Source organism: Arthrobacter sp. BF1, from assembly GCF_056680215.1.
In genome coordinates this window covers 3,320,442-3,340,730 of the sequence record NZ_CM155271.1, presented here as the reverse complement: position 1 = coordinate 3,340,730, position 20,289 = coordinate 3,320,442, and the positions used below count along the sequence as shown (strand labels likewise).

Annotated in this window: 24 protein-coding genes; 10 read left to right on the top strand and 14 right to left on the bottom strand. The window is 65.1% G+C overall.

The window, feature by feature from the left end; translation table 11 throughout:
- Positions 1 to 63: 63 nt before the first annotated feature.
- From gcvH to purU, 7 genes are all read left to right on the top strand, one after another.
- A complete protein-coding gene (gcvH, locus tag AC1MCD_RS15700; protein ID WP_498673176.1) occupies positions 64 to 447 on the top strand; it encodes a glycine cleavage system protein GcvH in 384 nt (127 codons plus the stop codon).
- Positions 444 to 1,751 carry a serine hydroxymethyltransferase gene (gene glyA, locus AC1MCD_RS15695; protein WP_498673175.1) on the top strand — a complete coding sequence of 436 codons (1,308 nt, stop codon included), beginning with the start codon at positions 444 to 446 and terminating at the stop codon, positions 1,749 to 1,751. The genes gcvH and glyA overlap by 4 nt, the downstream gene beginning before the upstream one ends.
- Positions 1,752 to 1,850: 99 nt before the next feature.
- On the top strand, positions 1,851 to 3,263 hold the full coding sequence (locus AC1MCD_RS15690) for an L-serine ammonia-lyase (protein WP_498673174.1): 1,413 nt from the start codon (positions 1,851 to 1,853) through the stop codon (positions 3,261 to 3,263).
- Positions 3,264 to 3,276: 13 nt separating this feature from the next.
- Complete coding sequence (lipA, locus tag AC1MCD_RS15685; protein ID WP_191079664.1) at positions 3,277 to 4,287, top strand: lipoyl synthase; 1,011 nt, start codon at positions 3,277 to 3,279, stop codon at positions 4,285 to 4,287.
- A 51-nt stretch (positions 4,288 to 4,338) separates the two neighbouring features.
- The gene (locus tag AC1MCD_RS15680) at positions 4,339 to 5,172 is read left to right on the top strand and encodes a methylenetetrahydrofolate reductase (protein ID WP_498673173.1); all 834 of its coding nucleotides are present in this window, start codon (positions 4,339 to 4,341) and stop codon (positions 5,170 to 5,172) included.
- Positions 5,162 to 6,658 (top strand): D-serine/D-alanine/glycine transporter, encoded by a 1,497-nt coding sequence (gene cycA / locus AC1MCD_RS15675; RefSeq protein ID WP_498673172.1) that lies wholly within the window; start codon positions 5,162 to 5,164, stop codon positions 6,656 to 6,658. The genes AC1MCD_RS15680 and cycA overlap by 11 nt, the downstream gene beginning before the upstream one ends.
- Positions 6,659 to 7,513: a formyltetrahydrofolate deformylase gene (gene purU, locus AC1MCD_RS15670; RefSeq protein WP_498673171.1), complete on the top strand. Its 855-nt coding sequence runs from the start codon at positions 6,659 to 6,661 to the stop codon at positions 7,511 to 7,513. It begins immediately after the preceding gene.
- Between the two features lie 128 nt (positions 7,514 to 7,641).
- Here the strand turns inward: purU and AC1MCD_RS15665 are convergent, their stop codons facing one another.
- From AC1MCD_RS15665 to AC1MCD_RS15655, 3 genes are all read right to left on the bottom strand, one after another.
- On the bottom strand, positions 7,642 to 8,373 hold the full coding sequence (locus AC1MCD_RS15665) for a GAF and ANTAR domain-containing protein (RefSeq protein WP_498673170.1): 732 nt from the start codon (positions 8,371 to 8,373) through the stop codon (positions 7,642 to 7,644).
- A 103-nt stretch (positions 8,374 to 8,476) separates the two neighbouring features.
- Positions 8,477 to 8,845: a VOC family protein gene (locus AC1MCD_RS15660; protein ID WP_190987572.1), complete on the bottom strand. Its 369-nt coding sequence runs from the start codon at positions 8,843 to 8,845 to the stop codon at positions 8,477 to 8,479.
- A gap of 10 nt (positions 8,846 to 8,855) precedes the next feature.
- Positions 8,856 to 9,875 carry an NAD(P)/FAD-dependent oxidoreductase gene (locus AC1MCD_RS15655; RefSeq protein WP_498673169.1) on the bottom strand — a complete coding sequence of 340 codons (1,020 nt, stop codon included), beginning with the start codon at positions 9,873 to 9,875 and terminating at the stop codon, positions 8,856 to 8,858.
- 112 nt (positions 9,876 to 9,987) lie between these two features.
- On the opposite strand from AC1MCD_RS15655, the gene AC1MCD_RS15650 reads away from it, so the two are divergent.
- The gene (locus AC1MCD_RS15650; RefSeq protein ID WP_498673168.1) at positions 9,988 to 10,569 is read left to right on the top strand and encodes a helix-turn-helix domain-containing protein; all 582 of its coding nucleotides are present in this window, start codon (positions 9,988 to 9,990) and stop codon (positions 10,567 to 10,569) included.
- Between the two features lie 31 nt (positions 10,570 to 10,600).
- Here the strand turns inward: AC1MCD_RS15650 and AC1MCD_RS15645 are convergent, their stop codons facing one another.
- Both AC1MCD_RS15645 and AC1MCD_RS15640 read right to left on the bottom strand, forming a co-directional pair.
- Positions 10,601 to 11,335: a GAF and ANTAR domain-containing protein gene (locus tag AC1MCD_RS15645; RefSeq protein ID WP_498673167.1), complete on the bottom strand. Its 735-nt coding sequence runs from the start codon at positions 11,333 to 11,335 to the stop codon at positions 10,601 to 10,603.
- Between the two features lie 90 nt (positions 11,336 to 11,425).
- Positions 11,426 to 12,400, bottom strand: coding sequence for a GlxA family transcriptional regulator (locus tag AC1MCD_RS15640; protein WP_498673166.1), 975 nt, complete (start codon positions 12,398 to 12,400; stop codon positions 11,426 to 11,428).
- Positions 12,401 to 12,502: 102 nt separating this feature from the next.
- Here AC1MCD_RS15640 and AC1MCD_RS15635 point away from each other — a divergent pair, with 102 nt between their 5' ends.
- Positions 12,503 to 13,141 carry an HD domain-containing protein gene (locus AC1MCD_RS15635; RefSeq protein WP_498673165.1) on the top strand — a complete coding sequence of 213 codons (639 nt, stop codon included), beginning with the start codon at positions 12,503 to 12,505 and terminating at the stop codon, positions 13,139 to 13,141.
- A 196-nt stretch (positions 13,142 to 13,337) separates the two neighbouring features.
- Here the strand turns inward: AC1MCD_RS15635 and AC1MCD_RS15630 are convergent, their stop codons facing one another.
- The 7 genes from AC1MCD_RS15630 to AC1MCD_RS15600 form a co-directional block, all read right to left on the bottom strand.
- Positions 13,338 to 14,447 carry an alpha/beta fold hydrolase gene (locus AC1MCD_RS15630; protein ID WP_498673164.1) on the bottom strand — a complete coding sequence of 370 codons (1,110 nt, stop codon included), beginning with the start codon at positions 14,445 to 14,447 and terminating at the stop codon, positions 13,338 to 13,340.
- A gap of 34 nt (positions 14,448 to 14,481) precedes the next feature.
- On the bottom strand, positions 14,482 to 14,742 hold the full coding sequence (locus tag AC1MCD_RS15625) for a type II toxin-antitoxin system RelE family toxin (RefSeq protein ID WP_498673163.1): 261 nt from the start codon (positions 14,740 to 14,742) through the stop codon (positions 14,482 to 14,484).
- On the bottom strand, positions 14,739 to 15,005 hold the full coding sequence (locus AC1MCD_RS15620) for a type II toxin-antitoxin system Phd/YefM family antitoxin (RefSeq protein ID WP_498673162.1): 267 nt from the start codon (positions 15,003 to 15,005) through the stop codon (positions 14,739 to 14,741). Before AC1MCD_RS15620 ends, AC1MCD_RS15625 begins: the two co-directional genes overlap by 4 nt.
- Positions 15,006 to 15,061: 56 nt before the next feature.
- Positions 15,062 to 16,372 carry an ABC transporter permease gene (locus AC1MCD_RS15615; protein WP_498673161.1) on the bottom strand — a complete coding sequence of 437 codons (1,311 nt, stop codon included), beginning with the start codon at positions 16,370 to 16,372 and terminating at the stop codon, positions 15,062 to 15,064.
- A 5-nt stretch (positions 16,373 to 16,377) separates the two neighbouring features.
- The gene (locus AC1MCD_RS15610) at positions 16,378 to 17,310 is read right to left on the bottom strand and encodes an ABC transporter ATP-binding protein (protein WP_498673160.1); all 933 of its coding nucleotides are present in this window, start codon (positions 17,308 to 17,310) and stop codon (positions 16,378 to 16,380) included.
- A 95-nt stretch (positions 17,311 to 17,405) separates the two neighbouring features.
- Positions 17,406 to 17,807: a VOC family protein gene (locus tag AC1MCD_RS15605; protein ID WP_498673159.1), complete on the bottom strand. Its 402-nt coding sequence runs from the start codon at positions 17,805 to 17,807 to the stop codon at positions 17,406 to 17,408.
- A gap of 10 nt (positions 17,808 to 17,817) precedes the next feature.
- The gene (locus AC1MCD_RS15600; protein ID WP_498673158.1) at positions 17,818 to 18,255 is read right to left on the bottom strand and encodes a helix-turn-helix transcriptional regulator; all 438 of its coding nucleotides are present in this window, start codon (positions 18,253 to 18,255) and stop codon (positions 17,818 to 17,820) included.
- Between the two features lie 139 nt (positions 18,256 to 18,394).
- Between AC1MCD_RS15600 and galU the strand changes: the two genes are divergently transcribed.
- Complete coding sequence (gene galU / locus AC1MCD_RS15595; RefSeq protein ID WP_498673157.1) at positions 18,395 to 19,285, top strand: UTP--glucose-1-phosphate uridylyltransferase GalU; 891 nt, start codon at positions 18,395 to 18,397, stop codon at positions 19,283 to 19,285.
- 41 nt (positions 19,286 to 19,326) lie between these two features.
- On the opposite strand, the gene AC1MCD_RS15590 is transcribed toward galU, so the two are convergent.
- Positions 19,327 to 19,536 carry a hypothetical protein gene (locus AC1MCD_RS15590; RefSeq protein ID WP_498673156.1) on the bottom strand — a complete coding sequence of 70 codons (210 nt, stop codon included), beginning with the start codon at positions 19,534 to 19,536 and terminating at the stop codon, positions 19,327 to 19,329.
- A 122-nt stretch (positions 19,537 to 19,658) separates the two neighbouring features.
- Entirely contained in the window at positions 19,659 to 20,231 is a 573-nt protein-coding gene (locus AC1MCD_RS15585) for a hypothetical protein (RefSeq protein WP_498673155.1), read from the bottom strand.
- Positions 20,232 to 20,289: the final 58 nt, after the last annotated feature.

The following is a 20,289-nucleotide window of genomic DNA, read 5'->3' as shown; positions in this document are numbered from 1 at the left end:
TTGATGTGGTGTTTGGGCGAACGCTCTCTCACTCTTTGAACTCCAAACTTAAGGAAACACAACATGGCTAAGGTTGCCGCTGAACTGAAGTACTCCGCTGAGCACGAGTGGATCGCCGCTGACGGCGACGGTCCTGCCGTGATTGGCGTGTCCGCTGTTGCCGCCGAGGCGCTGGGCGACATTGTGTACGTCGACCTGCCCGAGGTTGGCTCCGCCGTTACTGCGGGGGAGACCTGTGGCGAGATCGAGTCCACCAAGTCCGTCTCGGACCTGTACTCACCGGTCACCGGCGAGGTCACGGAAATCAATGACGAAGCCGTCGCCGATCCCGCACTGATCAACAACGATCCGTACGGTGCCGGCTGGCTGTTCAAGGTCACCGTCACCGAAAAGGGCCCGCTGCTGTCCGCGCAGGAATACGCCGAAGCCAACGGCGGCGAACTGTGACCGCAACAACGGAAGCCACGTTCGAGCAGGTAGTTTCCCCGTCCCTGGACGCGGACCTTAGCACGCTGGACCCGGAAATCGCCGTCAAGATCGACGCCGAACTGGGCCGCCAACGTGACGGCCTGGAGATGATCGCCTCCGAGAACCACACCGCCGTCGCCGTGATGCAGGCGCAGGGCTCCGTCCTGACCAACAAGTACGCCGAGGGCTACCCGGGCAAGCGCTACTACGGTGGCTGCGAGCACGTGGACGTCATCGAGCAGCTGGCCATCGACCGCGTCAAGGCACTGTTCGGCGCCGAGTTCGCCAACGTGCAGCCGCACTCCGGTGCACAGGCCAACGCCTCGGTCATGCACGCGCTGATCAAGCCGGGCGATACCATCATGGGCCTGAACCTGGCCCACGGCGGCCACCTGACCCACGGCATGAAGATCAACTTCTCCGGCAAGCTCTACAACGTGGTCCCGTACCAGGTCCGCGAAGACACCCACACCATTGACATGGCCGAGGTGGAGCGCCTGGCACTGGAGACCAAGCCGCAGCTGATCGTTGCGGGCTGGTCGGCTTACGCCCGCCAGCTCGACTTCGCCGAGTTCCGCCGGATCGCCGATCTGGTGGGCGCTTACCTGATGGTGGACATGGCGCACTTCGCCGGCCTGGTGGCAGCCGGCCTGCACCCGAGCCCGGTGCCGCACGCCCACGTTGTAACCTCCACCACGCACAAGACCCTCGCCGGTCCGCGCGGCGGCATCATCCTGTCCAACGATCCCGCGATCGCCAAGAAGATCAACTCGGCTGTCTTCCCCGGCCAGCAGGGCGGCCCGCTGGAGCACGTCATCGCCGGCAAGGCCGTGGCCTTCAAGATCGCGGCCACGCCCGAGTTCAAGGAGCGCCAGGAGCGCGTCCTCGCCGGCGCCAGCATCCTGGCCGACCGCCTGGTCCAGCCGGACGTCACCGCCAAGGGAATCTCCGTGATCTCCGGCGGCACCGACGTCCACCTGGTCCTGGTTGACCTGCGCAACTGCGAGCTCGACGGCCAGCAGGCCGAGGACCGCCTGGCCGCGATTGACATCACCGTCAACCGCAACGCCGTGCCGTTCGATCCGCGCCCGCCGATGGTCACCTCCGGTCTCCGGATCGGCACCCCCGCCCTGGCCACCCGTGGTTTCGGCGAGGCAGCGTTCCGTGAAGTTGCGGACATCATCGCCGAGGCATTGATTGCCGACGCCGACGCGGACCTTTCCGGTCTGCGTCACCGGGTCGAAGCACTCGCTTCAGCCCACCCGCTGTACCCGGGGCTCTAGCCCCACCTTCGCATCGAGAGTGCAGTTCGCGGCAGTGTTCCACAAGAACACCAGCGCGAACTGCGCTCTCGGTACAGAACTTTTAGTTAGGAAGTCATCATGGCCGTTGGAGTCTTTGATTTGTTCTCCGTCGGGATCGGGCCTTCGAGCTCGCACACGGTGGGTCCCATGCGGGCTGCTGCGGTGTTTGCCGAGGAGCTCCGGGGGGCCGGCGTCCTGGACAAGGTTGCCGGGCTGCGGGTTGACCTGTACGGGTCACTCGCCGCAACGGGCCACGGCCATGGCACCATGACGGCCATCCTGCTGGGTCTTGAGGGGTTCCACCCCGAAAGGATTCTGCCGGCCGAGGTGGAGGAGCGGCTCGCCGCCATCGCCGAGACGGGCATGCTGCAGCTGGCCGGCGCCGGTGAAGGCGGAGGCATCCAGCTTCCCTACGGCGTCAAGGACATCATCCTTCGCCCGCTGACCATCCTGCCGCGGCACACCAACGGCATGACCTTCACCGTCAGCGACAAAGACGGCGAGGAACTGCACAAGGCCACGTTCTTCTCCGTGGGCGGCGGCTTCATTGTCCGCGAAGGCGAAGAGGACGCGGCCCTGAAGGAACTCGACGAGTCCAAGAAGGAGCTCCCGCTGCCGTTCCGGACGGCTGCGGAGTTGCTGGGCCGCTGCCAGTCGAAGGGCCTCTCCATGGGGGATGTCATGTTCGTCAACGAACGCGCCTCCCGCACCGAGGCGGAGATCCGCGAAGGGCTGCTGCACATTTACTCCGTCATGGAGGAGTGCGTGGAAGTAAGCCTCAAGCGCGAGGGGCTGCTGCCCGGGGGACTGAAGGTCCGCCGTCGTGCGCCTGATTGGCATGAACGCCTCCTGAAGGAGGACAAGGACCGGGACCCGAAGTATTGGCAGGAATGGGTGAACCTGATCGCCCTGGCGGTCAACGAGGAGAACGCGTCCGGCGGCCGCGTGGTCACCGCCCCGACGAACGGCGCGGCCGGCATCATCCCCGCGGTCCTGTATTACGCACTGCATTTCGCACCCGGGATGGACAAGGCCACGCAGGAAGACCGCGACGACGTTGTGGTCAAGTTCCTGCTCACGGCCGGTGCCGTCGGGGTGCTTTACAAGGAACAGGCGTCCATTTCGGGCGCCGAGGTGGGCTGCCAGGGCGAGGTGGGCTCGGCGTCGTCAATGGCGGCGGCAGGGCTCGCGGAGGTCATGGGCGGCACACCGCAGCAGGTGGAAAACGCCGCGGAAATCGCGATGGAACACAACCTGGGCCTGACGTGTGATCCGATCGGCGGCCTGGTGCAGGTTCCCTGCATCGAGCGGAACGCGATCGCGGCGGCGAAGGCCATCAACGCGGCAAAGATGGCGCTCTGGGGGGATGGCACCCACCGGGTGTCGCTGGACGAGGTGATTGTGACCATGCGGGAAACCGGCAGGGACATGAGCTCCAAGTACAAGGAAACAGCCATGGGCGGCCTCGCCGTCAACGTAGTGGAATGCTAAGGAAAGAGTACTGATGACATTGGCACCAGAAGGCCGGAAGCTGCTGCGCGTTGAGCAGCGTAACTCCGCTGTACCCGTGGAGCGGAAGCCGGAGTGGATCAAGGCCAAGGTCCAGATGGGTCCTGAGTACGTCCAGCTCAAGAACCTCGTCAAAAAGGAAGGCCTGCACACGGTGTGTGAAGAGGCCGGCTGCCCGAACATTTTCGAGTGCTGGGAAGACAAGGAAGCCACGTTCCTGATCGGCGGCTCCGAATGCACCCGGCGCTGTGATTTCTGCCAGATCGATACCGGCAAGCCGTCCCCGGTGGACATGTTCGAACCCACCAAGGTGGCCCGGAGTGTCCAGGCCATGCAGCTGCGCTACGCCACCGTCACCGGGGTGGCCCGTGATGACCTCGCCGATGAGGGTGTCTGGCTGTACGCCGAGACGGTCCGGAAGATCCACGAGCTGAACCCCGGCACCGGGGTGGAACTGCTGATCCCGGACTTCTCCGGCAAGCCCGAGCACATCGCGGCGATCTGCGATTCCAAGCCCGAGGTCTTCGCGCACAATGTCGAGACCGTGCCTAGGATTTTCAAGCGGATCCGGCCGGCGTTCCGGTACGAGCGGTCCCTGGATGTCATCACCCAGGGCCGGGCCCTGGGCATGGTGACCAAGTCCAACCTGATCCTGGGCATGGGCGAGACCCGCGAGGAGATCTCCGAGGCGCTCCGGGACCTGCACGAGGCCGGCTGTGACCTGATCACCATCACCCAGTACCTGCGCCCGTCCGAGCGGCACCTGCCGGTGGACCGCTGGGTCAAGCCGCAGGAGTTCGTGGACCTGCAGGACGAGGCAACAGAGCTCGGGTTCCTTGGCGTCATGAGTGGCCCGTTGGTCCGGTCCTCCTACCGTGCCGGCCGGCTCTGGGCCACCGCCATGCGCAAGAAGGGCTGGGAAATCCCCGCCGAACTCGCCCACATCGAATCCTCCGGCAGCACCCGCCAGGAAGCCAGCTCACTGCTGGCAGCCCACGCCAGCTGAGCCCGCCAGTAGACCGCGCCGGTATTCAGAGCCGATAGCACGAACGGACCAATGATGTTCCCTACAAGAATCGAAGTCATCCCCTCAGCCGGGATTGTGGACCAGGTCCAGTCGCTGGTTCCCCGGACCACCACGCTGACCATGACATGCCTGCCCCACCACGGCATCGAACGGACCATGCGCGCCTCGCTGGAGCTGGCCGTGCTCGGCTACAACGTCATCCCGCACCTGGCCGCCCGCAGCATCCGTGACCGTGCAGAGCTCACCCGCATCATGCGGGAGTGCGATGTGGCAGGAATCAACGAGGTGTTTGTGATCGGCGGCGACCGGAAGAACCCGGCCGGGCCCTACGAGTCGGCCCTGCCGCTGCTCGAAGACATTTCCCAGTACACCGGGGGCCTGATGCGCGCAGGCGTGGCTGGCTACCCGGAAGGCCACCCCTCGGTGGCCGCCCTTGACCTGGTGGACGCGCTCGTGGCCAAGCAGCACCTGGCCACCAGTGTCGTCACCCAGATGTGTTTCTCCGCCCCGAAAATCCTCGACTTCGCGGCACTCCTGCGCCGCGAGTGCGTGGACCTGCCCGTCTGGGCGGGCGTGGCGGGGTCCGTCCCCCGGACCAAACTGGTCAACCTGGCCACGCAGATCGGCGTCGGAAGTTCCCTGAAGTTCCTCAGCCGCAAAGGCCCGCTGGCGCGCAAGCTGCTCAGCGGTGACCGCTACTCACCCAACTCCCTGGTGGCCGCGCTTCAAAGCCAGCCAGGCCTTGCAGGGATCCATCTTTACAGCTTCAACAACCTCGATGCGGTCCCCAACGAAGTGGGTCCCGCGTCTTCCCCAACGGCACTCCAGCCAGCATTGATTCGAGGAGCAGCACGTGAGCACTAAAACCATCAACACCCCGGGCCAGCCGCCCCATTTGGAGCGGCAGCTCAGCAACAGGCACATCCAGCTGATCGCCATTGGCGGCGCCATCGGTACCGGCCTGTTCATGGGTTCCGGCAAGACCATTTCGGCAGCCGGCCCGTCGGTCATCTTCGTCTACATGATCATCGGCTTCATGCTGTTCTTCGTCATGCGGGCCATGGGCGAGCTCCTGCTCTCCAACCTGCACTACAAGTCCTTCAGCGATTTCGCCGCTGACCTGCTGGGCCCGTGGGCAGGCTTCTTCACCGGCTGGACATACTGGTTCTGCTGGGTGATCACGGGCATTGCGGACGTCATCGCCATCGCCGCCTACTCGGAAGAACTCTGGCCGGGCGTGCCGCTGTGGATCCCGGGCATCGCCACCGTCATCATCCTCCTGGTCCTGAACCTCGCCACCGTCAAGGCTTTCGGTGAGACCGAGTTCTGGTTCGCCCTGATCAAGATCATCGCCATCGCAGCCCTGATCATTGTTGGCCTGTTTATGATCTTCAGTGGTTTCCAGTCCGACGCCGGCCCTGCCACCTTCACGAACCTGTGGAGCCACGGCGGCATGTTCCCGAACGAATTCATGGGCTTTGTTGCCGGCTTCCAGATCGCCGTGTTCGCGTTCGTGGGTATTGAACTCGTGGGCACCACCGCCGCGGAGGCCAAGGACCCGGAGAAGAACCTGCCCAAGGCCATCAACTCCATCCCCATCCGCGTCCTGCTCTTCTACGTAGGCGCCCTCATCATCCTCATGTCGGTCACCCCCTGGACCCAGTTCCAGGCCGGCCACAGCCCGTTCATCGCCATGTTCTCCCTGGCCGGCCTCGGCGCCGCGGCCACCATCGTGAACCTGGTGGTGCTCAGCTCGGCCATGTCCTCCGCCAACTCCGGCATCTACTCCACCTCCCGCATGGTCTACGGCCTGGCCCAGGAAGGCGACGCGCCCGGCATGTTCAGCCGGCTGTCCCGCCGCAAGGTCCCGCAGAACGCCCTGTTCCTCTCCTGCATCCTGCTGCTCTCCGGCATCATCCTGATGTACGCAGGCTCGGACATTGCCAAGGCCTTCGACATGGTGACCACCGTGGCCGCCGTCTGCTTCGTCTTTGTCTGGTCCATCATCCTGGCCAGCTACCTGAAGTTCCGTTCACGCCGGCCGCACCTGCACGAAAACTCCAAGTTCAAAATGCCCGGCGGCATCCCCATGGTCTGGCTGGTGTTCGCGTTCTTCGCCTTCGTTCTGTGGGCACTGACCACGCAGCCGGACACACTGATGGCCCTCCTGGTCACCCCGGTGTGGTTCATCGTCCTCGGCGTTGCCTGGTTCATCCTGCGCAAGCGCCCGTCCCACCTGGCCCGTTATGCGGAGTTCCAGAAGGACCTCGCCGGCGAGAAGGTAGTGGCCGATGAGAAGGCCGCTGCCGACGCGAAGTCTGCCGACGCGAAAGCACACCAGGAGCGCTAAGTGGAAACCGAACACGTCCTCACCGTCAATTGCGCAGAGTCGCCGGGCATCGTCCACGCGATCACCGGATTCCTGCTGGACCATGACTGCGACATCATCGACACCAAGCACTTCGGTGACCGGCAGGCGCAGCAGTTCTTCATGCGGGTGCACTTCGCCTCCGGCGCCAAGGAGTTCAGCACCGAGGAGCTCCGCCGGGACTTCGAGCCGCTGGCCGGCGAGTGGGCCATGAACTGGCAGCTTGAGCCGAACGGCCGCAAGCGCCGGGTCCTGGTGATGGTGTCCAAGTTCGGGCACTGCCTCAACGACCTGCTGTTCCGGGCCCGCACGGGCGATCTCCCGGTGGAGATCGTGGCCGTGGTGTCCAACCACACGGACCATGAGGAACTGGTCAAGTGGCATGACATCCCGTTCTTCCACCTGCCGGTCACCAAGGAGACCAAGCCGGCGCAGGAAGCACGGCTGCTGGAACTGGTGGACGAGTTTGATGTGGAGCTGGTGGTCCTGGCCCGCTACATGCAGGTCCTCAGCGATGAACTGTCGGCGAAGCTGACGGGCAAAACCATCAACATCCACCACTCGTTCCTGCCCAGTTTCAAGGGCGCCAAGCCGTACCACCAGGCCTATGACCGCGGCGTGAAAACCGTGGGCGCCACCGCGCACTACGTCAACGCCGAGCTGGATGAGGGCCCGATCATCGCCCAGCAGGTCATCGAGGTGGACCACACGCACACGGCCGAGGACCTGGTCCGGGTGGGCCGCGACGCCGAGTGCAAGGCGCTCAGCAACGCGGTGCGCTGGCACTGTGAGGGCCGGGTAATGCTCGACGGCGGGCGGACAGTCATTCTGCGCTGACCGTCCGGCGCGTCCCCACCCAACTAGGTAGCGCCAACTGTCGTTCTGAGCCCTCAAAACGACAGTTGGCGCTACTTACATTTCGGGGGAGTGGGGTGGGGACGTGGCCCGCGCGCCTTGAGAGCGAGTCAGGCGCGGGCTGTGAAGTGGCTGGCCGGGATCCCGCCGGGCAGGATCTGGAGGAGGCCTTCGGCAACGTCACGAATGGTGAGGTTCCGCTGCTGCGATTCCTGGCGGAGTCTCTGGTGCGCGGCCTCGTAGGAGCAGCCGGTCTGCCCCATGAGCACGCCGCAGGCGGTGTTGATTGTGGTGCTGCTGGCCAGGGTGGCGCGGTGCTCGGCGGACAGCGCCAGATCGGCACGGTGCTTCAGCGCCAGCCGGAGGCTCTTGGCCGCCACGCCGGCGAAGACCAGAACCTTGGTTGCGGCAACGGGATCGAGCATGTTCGCCGTCGGGGAATAGAGGGTCAGGGCAGCGCTGTAACCGTGTTCCAGCTGCAGGGGGATGGCGACGGCGGATCGGTAACCGGCCGCTGTGAGGCTGCCACTGTACTCCGGCCAGCGCGGGTCCGGGCAGCGGTCGTTGAGGATAATGGACAGCCGGCCGCGCAGGGCACGGGCCGTGGGCCCGGCACCGGTGCGCTGATCCAGACGGGAAAGCTCGACGGCGGCGCCTGCAGTACTTGCCCCACTGCACGGCGTCCCGTCCGGCATCACCAGCGTCACGGTGCTCTCCACCGGCCAGCGGGAAAGGTGGATGATCGACGACGCGACAATCCGGGCCAGGGAACCCGCGAGTGCGGCCTCCGAATGGCCGCGGATATCCAGCAGGGCTCCCGAGCCGGAACCAAGCCAGGTCAAATGTTGTTCAATTAGCATGCCCAAACCCCCAGAGTCGGTACGCATCATCGTAGGGAGGCGGGGCGTGGAGGACAAGGGTAGGGGGTACCCTATTTCGCGGGTTCTACCGCGGCGGGATCTCCTGGATGACCCAGCGGTTGCCGTCCGGGTCGCTGAAGTAGGCGAACGCGAATCCACCCATGTCCTGCGCCTCGCTGACGGGGGCGCCGCGGCGGACCAGTTCAGTGCGGGCCTCGGCCATGTCGGGCACCACCAGTTGCAGGCCTTCAAGGCTGCCAGGGGTCATGCCGGTCATGCCTGTGCCGATGACAATCGACGCGGCAGAGCCCGGCGGGGTGAGCTGGACGACGCGCATCCCGGGAATATGTTCGACGTCGTGATCGAGCACGAAGCCGAGCTGGTCAGTGTAGAAGGCTTTGGCGCGGTCCACGTCGGAGACGGGTACCTGCACAACCTCGAGTCGGAGTTCCATGAGCGAAACCCTACCTTGCGAGGCCGTGACGCCGCTCACCCAGCACGAACTTTGAGACGGCTGCTTCCGAGGAAGCCGAGAACGGCCCGAAGCGCCCTTCAACGGCCCAGCGGGTTTCCTCGTCGATGAGCTCGGCGTTGATCCTTGCGCCGGCCATGACACCCTCGGCCGCCGCGGTGATCACCTGGGCCATGAGGTTGGTGACGTTGCCTGCCGCGTACACGCCGGGGACGGTCGTCGCACCGCCCACAGCGTCGGTCTCGATGAACCGTCCGGCCCCGGACGGGTGCACCTGGGAAAGAAGCCCGAGTGATTCCAGAAGCGCGGACCTGGCTTCCATCCGTGATCCGACGGCCAAGGCGGCCATCGAGAACGACGGGCCCTGGCGGAGCGTGACCCCCGCGAGGACTCCATCCACAGCATCAACAGAGGCCACGGCACCTTCGACCACCCGGACGGACCGGGCGGCGAGCTTGTCCCACTCCTCGTCCGTGGGCTCCACGGTGTCGTTGAGGAAGAGGGTGATCTCCGGGGACCACTGCCGGAACATCAGTGCCTGGTGGATGGACAGCGGGCCGGTGCCCAGCACGCCAATCCGTTGCCCGCGGATTTCCCAGCCATGGCAGTAGGGGCAGTGCACCACGCCCTTGCCCCACTGCTCCCTCAGCCCCTCGATGGGAGGCAGCTCGTCCGTCAGGCCGGTGGTGACGAGGAGGCGTCTGCCCACGAACCGGCGCGAATCTCCGAGCACAACGTCGAATCCGTCGGTGGTCCGCCGTGCCGAGACCGCTTCGCCGTCAAGGACCGTTCCTCCGTAGGAGAGCACTTCGCTGCGCCCGATGGACAGCAGCTCCAAGGGGCTCAAGCCGTCCCTGGAAAGATAACCGTGCACGCCCGCCGCGGGGGCGTTGCGTGGAGTTCCCGAATCGATGACCAGCACCGAGCGCAGCGCCCGGGCCAGTGTGCTGGCTGCGCTGAGCCCCGCGGCGCCGCCGCCAATGATCACAACGTCATATCGTGTGGTGTCCATGCTGATTGCCCTTCCAGAAAGTTCGCCGCCAGCGTCCGACGGCGGTCAAACCAGCATCCGCCGCAAGCGCCAAACTGGCAAACATTGTTGCCGTTATGGCAAAATGACGAACATGGCACATGACCTTGATGACGTTCTGGGCGCAGTCGGCCCCCGGCTTCGGACCCTCCGTACCGAACGGAACCTCACCCTCGGGGAGGTGTCTTCTGCCTCCGGTGTATCCGTGAGTACCCTGTCCCGGCTGGAGTCCGGCCAGCGCCGGCCAAACCTCGAAATTCTGCTGCCCCTCGCGAGGTTGTACGGGGTTCCGCTCGATGACCTGGTGGGCGCCCCGCCCACGGGGGATCCCAGAATCCATCTGCGGCCCATCACCCACGCGGGCATGACGGCTGTTCCCCTGACGCGCCGGCCGGGCGGGTTGCAGGCGTTCAAAATGGTGCTCGACGGCGGCGCCCGCGGCGACGAGCCCGATCCTCGCGTTCACGAGGGATACGAATGGCTTTACATCCTCAACGGACGGCTGCGTCTGGTGCTGGGCGATAAGGATTTTGAACTCCGCCCCGGCGAGGCCGCGGAATTCGACACGCACACACCGCACTGGTTCGCCAGCGCCGACGGCAAACCGGTCGAGTTCATCAGCCTGTTCGGACAGCAGGGCGAGCGGATGCATATTCGCGCGCGGCCCAAGCCCTAGTCGAAGAGGTCCGAGGGCGGAACTAGCGGAACTACTTGTCGAAGTAGGTAACGGGTTCCTCGCCGGAGATTTTCTTGACGATGTCCTCGGCCACGTCGCGCAGCTTCTGGTTCCGGTGGCTGGAGACCTTGACCAGGATGGACATGGCTTCGGTCTGGCTGCAGCGGTTCTGGCCCATGATGATGCCACAGGCCAGGTTAATTGCGGTGCGGCTCACCATGGCCGCGCTCAGGTCATCCGCAGCCCCTTCGGCGGTAGCCACCCTTACGGCCAGGAGGACGGCGCTGCGGGCCACTCGGGAAAATTTGACTGCCTCAGCGATGGTCGCCTCGGTGAACACGCCCGTGGTTGACGCGAAGAAGTTCAGGGCGGCTGTGGCATCGTTACTGAGCTCCAGGGGCACACCGAGGGCGCTCAGGACACCTTCCTCGAACAGGCGTTCCCGGTACACGGGCCAGCGGGGGTCCGTCCGCACGTCTGCCAAGAGGACGGGGGCATTCAGCTTCAAGGCGTCAATACAGGGGCCCTCGCTCACCTGCTGTTCGATCCGGTCCAGGTGGATGGCCCTGTCAGTGCTGCCGCCGACCGTTCGGGTTTTTTTGTTGTGCTGGAGGGTGACGCCGCATTCCACTGTTGTGGCGGCTGCACGGCTAAGCGAGGATGCGGCGATGACGGACAGACCGCCCAGGAAGTCAGCCACCGATCCCGTGCCGATGATCAGGTCCTGCAGCTCAACGAGCAGCTCGTGCTCGGGGGAATTGGTCATGCCCAAATCTAGGCCGGAACGTCGAGGCTCACAAGCCGGGCGTCCCTTTCAGAGTGTCCTGTGACGGCCCGCTCCAAGCGGAAATGAGGCTCAGTTCGCTGCCCTCGTGAGGGACGGTTTGGTGGTGGCGAAGCGCGTCCGGTATTCGGTCGGCGTGATGCCCAGGTGCCGGCCGAAAGCGCGGCGGAGGGTTTCGTCGCTTCCGAACCCGCTGTGCTCGGCCGCTGCGGTGATGCTGTGGCCATCGAGCACCAGTTGCTGGGCTCGGTCGAGGCGGACGCGTTCCACCCAGCGGGCCGGCGTCGTGCCCAGCTCCGCCTGGAACAGGCGGGTCAGGTGCCGGGCACTGACCGCTGCGGCCGCGGACATGGCGGGCAGCGTGTGCTCGGCCGTCGGATCGGCGTGCACTGCTGCGGTCAGCGACCGCAGCAGGCTGCTGCGGGCCGGCGGCATGGCAAGGGCCGTTGAGAACTGGGACTGCCCGCCCGGGCGCTGCATGAACACGACCAGCTCGCGGGCTATGTCCCGGGCTGCCTCCGCCCCGTGGTCGTCCTCCACCAGCGACAGCGCCAGATCGATTCCTGCGGTGATGCCTGCAGAGGTGATGTACCGGCCGTCCCGGACATGGATGACATCCGGCTGCACGTGCACTCGGGGGTAGCGGCGGGCCAAGGTTTCGGTATGCCGCCAATGGGTGGTTGCCCGGCGGCCGTCGAGCAGGCCGAGTTCAGCAAGCACGAACGCACCGGTGCACACTGAAGCAACACGCCCCGCCCGCTCAGCGAGCGCGCAGACGGCAGCCAGCAGCTCGTCGTCGGGGTCCGGTTCGATGAGCCGGTCGGCGCCGACGACGACAACCGTGTCGAGGGGCCCGGCGTCGGCCGGCGCAGTGGTGCCCGCCACCACCAGGCCGGAGGAGGCCGTGACACTGCCGCCGCGCGGGGAGACCAGGACCGACGTGTACGGGAGGCCGGCCCGGACTGCCTGGTGCAGGACTTCGCCGGGACCGCTCATGTCGAGCATCGTCATCCCGTCGAACACGATGAAGCCCACCCGCTGCGTCATGTCTGAATTTGTGGTTTTTGTGGCCGTAAGGACATGGCATTACCCTACCCTGCCGGGCGAAGCTGGAGGAGACTACCGATCGAAGAGAAGAAGGAAAATAACATGACTGAATCGATTGCCGGAGTGGACGTCCCGGACAGCGCTTTGGCGCGGGAGGCGACCGAACTGGTACGCGAGGTTGCATCGCCGCTGCTGTTCGACCACTCCCGCCGGGTCTTCGTGTTCGGATCGCTGCGCGGCCGCGAGCAGGGCCTGGATTTCGACCCGGAACTGCTGTACGTAGGGGCAATGTTTCATGACCTCGGCCTGACCGAGAAGTACCGCCGCACCGACCAGCGATTCGAGATCGATGGCGCAGACGAGGCCCGCCGGTTCCTGCACTCCCACGGGATCACCGGCGAGGCGGCCGACAGGGTCTGGACGGGTATCGCGCTGCACACCACCCCGGAGATTCCGCTGCACATGGCCCCCGAGATTGCCCTGGTGACCCGCGGGGTGGAACTGGATGTCCTGGGAATCGGTTACGATGCCATCTCCGACGAACAGCGTGCCGCCGTGGTCGGGGCACACCCCCGGCCGGCCTTCAAGAACCGCATAATTGAAGCATTCACCGAGGGAATCAAGGACCGGCCGAAAACCACATTCGGCAACGTCAAGGCAGACGTGCTCGCCCATTACGTCCCCGGATTCCATCGCGGCGACTTCGTGGAAGTCATCCAGGGCTCCGACTGGCCGGAATAGGCGCGATCGAACCAGACCTCGACGATCCCGTCGATCGTCTCCGTGGGGTCGCCGTTGGTCCAGAAAGAATGGACGGGATTCTGCACCTACTCCTTCAGGCCGGCAGCGTGGATATGATTTCGGCCCGGACAGAGATGGACCAGGCGATCCGCGCTGCAGGGCTCAGCCTCCAGGCCTGACAGGCCGGATGCCGCCATCATTTGTCCCCGGTGGTGGGGCCTGCCGGTCCGGTGGTTGGGCCCGTCGCAACCCCGCCCCTCTGTCCGGTGATGGAGCCAGTCGAAACCGAAGCGGGCCCCAGGAACTCGCCGATCTTCTCCGCCATCGCCTTCGCCTGGGTCCAGTGCAGGTAGTGCGGGCCATCAAGGACAACCAGCTCATGCCGTGTGACATGACTCAGCTGGCGTTCGTGGAGGTCCACCCATTCGGCCCGGCCGTCCAGGCTTTCCTTCGACAGGAGCATCAGCACCGGCATCCCATCGGGGTAGCTGAGGCCCTGCAGCTTCACAGCGTTTTCGCCCACTCGGGCCGTTTCGTCGGTCACTGCGGCGTTGCCGAAATTCCAGCTGGCGAGCATGCGCATCTGGTCAATTTCCGACGGCGTGTAGCCGCTGCTGTCCGGGTCCGTCAGTCCCAGCGCTGCGGCCCAGCGGACCAGGCCGAGGGTGGAGGGGAGGCGTTCCCAGAAATTGCCCGACGGCAGCGCGTCAGCAGGTGCCGGGGCTCCGGGTGCGGTGGTTGCGGTAGGGACGGTGGGGTCGATGCCGATGACGGCGGACACTTCCGAGGGGTATTTGTTGGCGTAGTACAGGGTGGTGAAGCCGGCGATCGAGTGTCCGGCCAGGACGTAGGGGCCGGTAATGCCGAGCTTGGCGAGCACCGAGTGCAGTTCCTCGGCGATATTCTCGATGGTCCGCGGCCTCACCTCCGTGTCGCTGTAGCCGTAGCCAAACCCCTCCACCACCACGGTGCGGTACCCGGGCAGTTCCCGGACCAGCGGGGCGAAATCGAGCCCCGGTGCCCCGGTGCCCAGCCCGCTGAGCAGCACCACCGTGGGGCCGCTGTCCCCGGCAATAGAGACGTTGATGGTTCCCTGGTCGATCTGAATGCGCTCGCCGTACGGAGTGGTGTTGGCGCGTTCAACGCGCTCAAGGATCAGATTCGCAGCAGCGGAGACAACCACCAGCCCGAGCAGCGTCAACGCGACGATCGCGAGAACCCGCAGGCCCCGCCGTCGGCCTTTGTGGCGCGGCTGCTGGTGCTCCGGGACGGAACGCGTGCGGCGGGAAAACATGCGCAGCGGCATGACGGTATTTTAGTGCCGCTGGCGGGGAATTGCCCTACCGTTTGTAGATATCCCTGCTATGGCCAGTGGCGAGAACCAGGAGGATGAGCTGTGCATCCCGGATCTCGTAGATAACCCGGTAGTCCCCGGTGCGGACACGCCAGTCGCCGCTGCTTCCGGCGAGCTTCTTGGCGCCCGGTGGGCGCGGTGTCTCGGCGAGGAGTTCGATGGCGGCTTGGATGCGCCGGCGGGCGTCCGGTGGGAGCTTGCGCAACTGCCGGAGGGCGGCCGGCGCAAGCTGCACGGCATATCTCACGCCAGGCCCAGCTCCGCTTTGACTTCCTCCCAGGGCACGGGGCCTTGGCCAGTATCGGTCATCTCCGTCCGCGCCGCGTGAGCTGCGCGCAGGTCTTCCAGATCTTCGGCGGCCGCTATCAGAGTGGCGAGGTCTTCGGCGTCGATCAGTGCTGCGACGCGGCGTCCACGCCGCAGCAGATACACCGGTTCATGGTTCACCCTGGCAGTATCCACCGCCTCCGACAGCCTGCTGCGCGCGTCAGTCACGGTCATCTCAGTCATGGCACAATTTACGCCTGACTCGCCGAAACGTACATAAGCGCCAGAAACGCTGTCTATTACTTACCTGCCAGCGCGCTGCGCTTCCGGAAGGTGCCGGCGATGGAAAGCTTCCGGGAGTACTGGATGGATCCGTACCGGAAGAGGTGGACGGCCAAGCGAAGGATGAGGAACCCGACCACGAAGAGTTCCACAATCACGATGGCGGATTCAAGTGGACTCAACAACCCGAAGGCGTTGCGGAGCAGCGCGGTGACGGGGGCCGAGAGCGGGAAGTAGGTAAAGATCTGCACGATCAGTGCGCGGGGGTCGGAGATGATCAGGCTGATGGCGTAGAACGGGACGAAGATCAGTGCCATCAGCGGCCCGAAAATCGTGCCGGCGTCCTTGGCGGTGGGCATGACTGCCCCGATCGCCACGAGGACGCCCGTGAAGACGGTGAAGCCGCCCAGCAGCAGGAGTGCCCCGACGATGATGGTTCCGGGCTCGAAGCTGATGCTGGACAGGTCCAGGTCGGGGATGGAGAGCCTGTCGCGGAAGAAGAGGTAACCCACCACAATCGGGGTCAGGAAGACCAGGATCTGGACCAGTCCCACCATGAACAGGGCGGCCACCTTGCCGATGATCAGGGTGGTGGGGTTGAGGGTGGTGAGGATCATTTCGGTGACCCGGTTTTCCTTCTCCTCCAGCGTGCTGTTGAGCATCTGGTTGGAGAGCAGAATGATCGAGACGTAGAAGATCACCAGGAACATCAGCGGCGGGATCACGGCGCCGAAGCCGCCGGTCGCCTTGCCGTCCTTGAAGGCCTCAGATTCGGTTTTGACGTTGCCGCTGGCAGCGGCGGTCAGTTGCGGGGAGCCCACCGTGGCCTGGGCTGAAGCGGTCAAGAGTTGCTTGGCGACGGCGTCGTACTTGCCGTTCTCGAAGATTCCCCGGTCTATTCCGTAGACCTTCACGGCCTGCGTGGCCGGCTCGGCGGGGTAGACGAAGTAGGCCTCGGTCCGGCCCTGCTTGACGTCCTCCAGCGCGGCGCCGGGGTCTGCCGTCTTCACGCCGCCCATGGCCCCGGCGATGTTGTCCGCGATCAGTCCGGAGTCATCGGTGTAGGTGAAGGACAGGGCGGCGGTCTTTTGGGCGTCGGCGCTGGCGGCGGTGGAGGAATTGCTGAGGTAGACGAGGCCGAACACGATGGCGATCACCACCGGGATGGACAGGGTGGCGATCCAGAAGCCGCGCTTTTTCATGGTGCGGGTGAATTCGAACCCGACCACGGTGCGGAGGTTGTGCTGCGCGAACGGGCGCCGGGGCGGGGCCGGGATGGCCGGCGGCGGGGGAGCGGGGGAGGATTTGGTGACTGCGGGCTGTGTCATGGGGGTTATGCCTCCGCCATCTGGTGGTCTTCGCCGTAGACCTTGATGAAGATTTCATCCAGGGACGTCCTGGCCGGGGTGAAGGAGCGCACGGCCACGCCGCCGTTGATGAGTTCGCGCAGCACCGTGGACTCGTTGCCGCCGGGGCGCGGGGAGAGCTCCGCGCGGCCGCCGTCGGCACTGACAATGTCGTAGAGGTCGGACGCGGGCAGCACGCCGTCGTAGGCCAGCCGGTACACGGTCCCGCCGAATTGTTCCTGGACCTCCGCCACGGTGCCGTACGCGCGGGAGGTGCCGTCCTTGAGCAGGATGACCCGGTCGCAGAGCCTTTCCACTTCCTCCATCTGGTGGGTGACCATGATGACGGTGGCGCCGGCGAGTTTCCGCTCTTCGATGATGTCCATCAGCAGGCGCCGGTTGACCGGATCGAAACCCTTGGTGGGTTCGTCCAGGATCAGCAGTTCGGGGTCGTTCATGATGGTGACGCCGAGCTGGATCTTCTGCTGCTGGCCGCCGGAGAGCTTGTCCAGCCGCATGTGCACCTTGTCGGCCAGATCCACCCGGTCCAGGTACTCCCGGGACCAGTTTTTGGCGTGGGCCTTGTCCATGCCTTTGAGCCGGCCGAAGTAGACCATCACGTCCAGCACGGATTCCTTCTTGTACAGGCCGCGCTCCTCGGGCAGGTACCCGAGGCGGGCGCCGTCGCGTGCGGTGAAGGGCCTGCCGTCGATGTGGAGGGTCCCGGCGGTGGGCTGGTAGATCCCCAGCAGCGCCCGCAGGGTGGTGGTTTTGCCGCAGCCGTTGCTGCCGAGGAACCCGAAGGTCTCCCCGGCCCGGACATCGAAGGACAGGTCCCTGATGACCGTCGTGTCCCCAAAGTCCATCCGGAAGTCCTGAATGTGCACAAGCGGCTCCCCGGCCGCACCGTCCAGCGTCATGCCCCCCACTCTAACCGGTTGCCCCAAGGGGCAGAGCGCACGACGTCGGCACCCAACGTGGGTGCCGACGTCGTGCGTTACCGGTGCTTGGGTACCTACCCCTGGTTGATGCGGATCATGTTGCCGGAGGGGTCGCGGAAGGCGCAGTCGCGCGGGCCCCAGGGCTGGTCGATGGGTTCCTGCAGGACCTCGGCGCCGGACGCGCGGAGCTTTTCGAACGTGGCGTCCAGATCGTCCGTGGTGAACACGAGCATGGGCATGACGCCTTTGGTGAGGAGTTCCTGGATGGCGTCGCCGTCGGCCTGGGAGCGGCCGGCGTGCGGCGGGGAGAGGACCAGCTCCAGGTCGGGCTGGGCGGCGCTGCCCAGGGTGACCCAGCGCTGCCCGTCGGAGCCGACGTCGTTCCGGACTTCGAAGCCCAGGGCGTCGCGGTAGAAGGCGAGGGACTCATCGAGATCGTTGACGGTGACGTGTGCGTATTTCAGTGAAATGTTCATGCCTTCAACGCTATTGCTGCGGCGTCAGGGATGCTTCTTCAATCCTGCTCGGTTTGCGCGCGGGCCGGGTGTGCTGCCGGGCGATGCAGGACGGCATGGCCTTGACCGCGTGGTGTTCGCGGGCCCGGTAGGCGCTGGGGGTGATGCCCACGATCTCGGTGAACCGTGAGCTGAAGGAACCCAGCGACGTGGACCCCACCTCCATGCAGGCATCGGTGACGCTGGCGCCTGCGCGGAGCAGCGCCATGGCGCGTTCGATCCGCCGGGTCATCAGGTAGTTGTAGGGCGTTTCACCGTAGGCGGCCTTGAACTGGCGGGAGAAATGCGCCGCGGACATCAGCGCGCCTGCGGCCATGGTGGGCACGTCCAGCGGCTTGGCGTACTCGCGGTCGATCAGGTCACGGGCCCGGCGCACGTGCGCCAGGTTGGCCAGCTCCTGCGGTGTCATGACGCCATTCTACGGCGGTGCCGCGGCGAGCGGACCAGGCGCAAACCCGCAACCGCCGAATCCACCGGAACCGCCGAATTCCCGCAGGGCTTGAGGAAACTGGTTGCCTGGTTTCTCCAACGATTTGTAGGGTGCACCTATGACAAATCGGAAAGCTGTAACCAAGGCCGTCTTTCCTGCTGCCGGACTGGGGACCCGCTTTCTTCCCGCCACCAAGGCAATGCCGAAGGAAATGTTGCCGGTGGTGGACCGCCCGGCCATCCAGTACGTGGTGGAGGAGGCGGTGAGCGCGGGCATGACTGACCTGCTGATGATCACGGGGCGCAACAAGCGGGCCCTGGAAGACCACTTTGACCGCGAACCCGGCCTGGAACGGGCGCTGGAGCTGAAGGGCGATACCGACCGGCTTGCTGAAGTGGAGTACGCCTCGCAGCTGGGCCCCATCCATTACGTCCGTCAGGGCGAGGCCAAGGGCTTGGGCCATGCCGTGCTTTGTGCAAAACAGCATGTGGGTAACGAGCCCTTCGCCGTGCTGCTGGGCGACGACCTCATTGATGAGGCCGAGACGCTGCTCTCCACCATGATGGAAGTGCAGCAGGAGACCGGGGGATCGGTCATCGCGCTGATCGTAGTGGAACCGGCAGAGATCAGTGCCTATGGCTGCGCGGACGTTACTGCGATTGAGGGCAAAGACTTCGTCCGCGTCAACAGCCTGGTGGAGAAGCCGGGTGTTGACACGGCGCCGTCCAACCTGGCCGTGATCGGCCGCTACGTGCTGCACCCGTCGGTGTTCGGCGTCCTGGAGAACACCGCTCCGGGCCGCGGCAACGAGATCCAGCTGACGGACGCGCTGCAGACCCTGGCCGCCGGTAAGGGCGAAGGCGCCGGCGTCTACGGCGTGGTGTTCAAGGGCCGCCGCTACGACACCGGCGACAAGCTCAGCTACCTCAAAGCCGTCATCACGCTCGCCTCCGAGCGGGTGGAGTTCGGCGAGGATCTCAAGACCTGGCTGAAGGCCTTCGTCGGCTAACACCCGAACTTTGCTCGCCAGCTGGATGCCGCGGAACGTCCCTAGACGCGGGGCCCCGCGACGCGGACGATCTTCAGCGCTTCCGGGTCCAGCAGCTTCCTGACGCCTGTGTCCGCGTCCAGGATCCAGATCAGTTCCAGTGAACGTACGACGTCGGTCACCCGCCCCTGGTGGAAGAGCTTGCCGTTGTGCCACGCCTGGATGTAGTCATCGACCTGAAGTTGTGTTGTTTCTGCCTGTTGCGTTGTCATGCTGCGCCCCCTGGTGGTTTGTCCCCGTAGGCCCAAGCATGCCGTGGCCAGATTGCGAAAGCTTTTCCGCTGGATTATGGTTCTGTGTCCGCAGGTGGGTGGCTGATTTCGCTGCTGGACCGTCAATATACGACGCCGAGGGTATAGCAGGCCCAGAGGGCCGCCGCCTTATCGTTTTCGGTCCCGTCTTTTTTGAGTTTGGCCAATTCCTTCTGCAGCTCTTTGGTGGCCATCCTCAGGGTGAAAACGCGGTCTGGGCTCATGCCGACCGCTGCGCTGCCGAGCGACTTGGTGAGGTCGGCATCCGACGATATTTGGCCGGTCAGCGCTTCACACCCTACGCCGGTAGCGGCCGATGCTATTTCGTTGTCCTGTGCAGCCTCGTAGATTGCGGCGATGCGCGCTTTGGTCCGGGGCCACGACACCATGGACGCGGCTTCGGGCGCCACCTTTTTCATGACCTCCGGATTAACGCTGAATTTGGTAGTGAGGCGCTCCAAGTCATCCTGGGCAAGTACCACTTCCCTGCCGGCTTTGCCGACTGCCCGTAAGGCATCATCCGCAGCGGCTTGGCCTAGCTTGATGGTGCTGCATGAAACGAGGGAAAGCATTATTATTAGGGCCAGTGCAGGCCGCGTGATCACCTCGGAAATCGGCCTTTTTCGCGGCAGCAATTTATTCGCGCGGTTTTGCATGGCTATTCCTTAGAACATAAACAAGAAATTCCGCGATATTTCTGAAGTGTCCCACGGC

Bases quoted from the DNA above. Each gene is read 5' to 3' on its own strand.
- gcvH (WP_498673176.1), top strand. From the start codon at position 64: ATGGCTAAGGTTGCCGCTGAACTGAAGTACTCCGCTGAGCACGAGTGG.
- AC1MCD_RS15690 (WP_498673174.1), top strand. From the start codon at position 1,851: ATGGCCGTTGGAGTCTTTGATTTGTTCTCCGTCGGGATCGGGCCTTCG.
- lipA (WP_191079664.1), top strand. From the start codon at position 3,277: ATGACATTGGCACCAGAAGGCCGGAAGCTGCTGCGCGTTGAGCAGCGT.
- AC1MCD_RS15680 (WP_498673173.1), top strand. From the start codon at position 4,339: ATGATGTTCCCTACAAGAATCGAAGTCATCCCCTCAGCCGGGATTGTG.
- AC1MCD_RS15660 (WP_190987572.1), bottom strand. From the start codon at position 8,845: ATGGAACTCCGACTCGAGGTTGTGCAGGTACCCGTCTCCGACGTGGAC.
- AC1MCD_RS15655 (WP_498673169.1), bottom strand. From the start codon at position 9,875: ATGGACACCACACGATATGACGTTGTGATCATTGGCGGCGGCGCCGCG.
- AC1MCD_RS15650 (WP_498673168.1), top strand. From the start codon at position 9,988: ATGGCACATGACCTTGATGACGTTCTGGGCGCAGTCGGCCCCCGGCTT.
- AC1MCD_RS15645 (WP_498673167.1), bottom strand. From the start codon at position 11,335: ATGACCAATTCCCCCGAGCACGAGCTGCTCGTTGAGCTGCAGGACCTG.
- AC1MCD_RS15640 (WP_498673166.1), bottom strand. From the start codon at position 12,400: ATGACGCAGCGGGTGGGCTTCATCGTGTTCGACGGGATGACGATGCTC.
- AC1MCD_RS15635 (WP_498673165.1), top strand. From the start codon at position 12,503: ATGACTGAATCGATTGCCGGAGTGGACGTCCCGGACAGCGCTTTGGCG.
- AC1MCD_RS15630 (WP_498673164.1), bottom strand. From the start codon at position 14,447: ATGCCGCTGCGCATGTTTTCCCGCCGCACGCGTTCCGTCCCGGAGCAC.
- AC1MCD_RS15620 (WP_498673162.1), bottom strand. From the start codon at position 15,005: ATGACTGAGATGACCGTGACTGACGCGCGCAGCAGGCTGTCGGAGGCG.
- AC1MCD_RS15615 (WP_498673161.1), bottom strand. From the start codon at position 16,372: ATGACACAGCCCGCAGTCACCAAATCCTCCCCCGCTCCCCCGCCGCCG.
- AC1MCD_RS15610 (WP_498673160.1), bottom strand. From the start codon at position 17,310: ATGACGCTGGACGGTGCGGCCGGGGAGCCGCTTGTGCACATTCAGGAC.
- AC1MCD_RS15605 (WP_498673159.1), bottom strand. From the start codon at position 17,807: ATGAACATTTCACTGAAATACGCACACGTCACCGTCAACGATCTCGAT.
- AC1MCD_RS15600 (WP_498673158.1), bottom strand. From the start codon at position 18,255: ATGACACCGCAGGAGCTGGCCAACCTGGCGCACGTGCGCCGGGCCCGT.
- galU (WP_498673157.1), top strand. From the start codon at position 18,395: ATGACAAATCGGAAAGCTGTAACCAAGGCCGTCTTTCCTGCTGCCGGA.
- AC1MCD_RS15590 (WP_498673156.1), bottom strand. From the start codon at position 19,536: ATGACAACGCAACAGGCAGAAACAACACAACTTCAGGTCGATGACTAC.
- AC1MCD_RS15585 (WP_498673155.1), bottom strand. From the start codon at position 20,231: ATGCAAAACCGCGCGAATAAATTGCTGCCGCGAAAAAGGCCGATTTCC.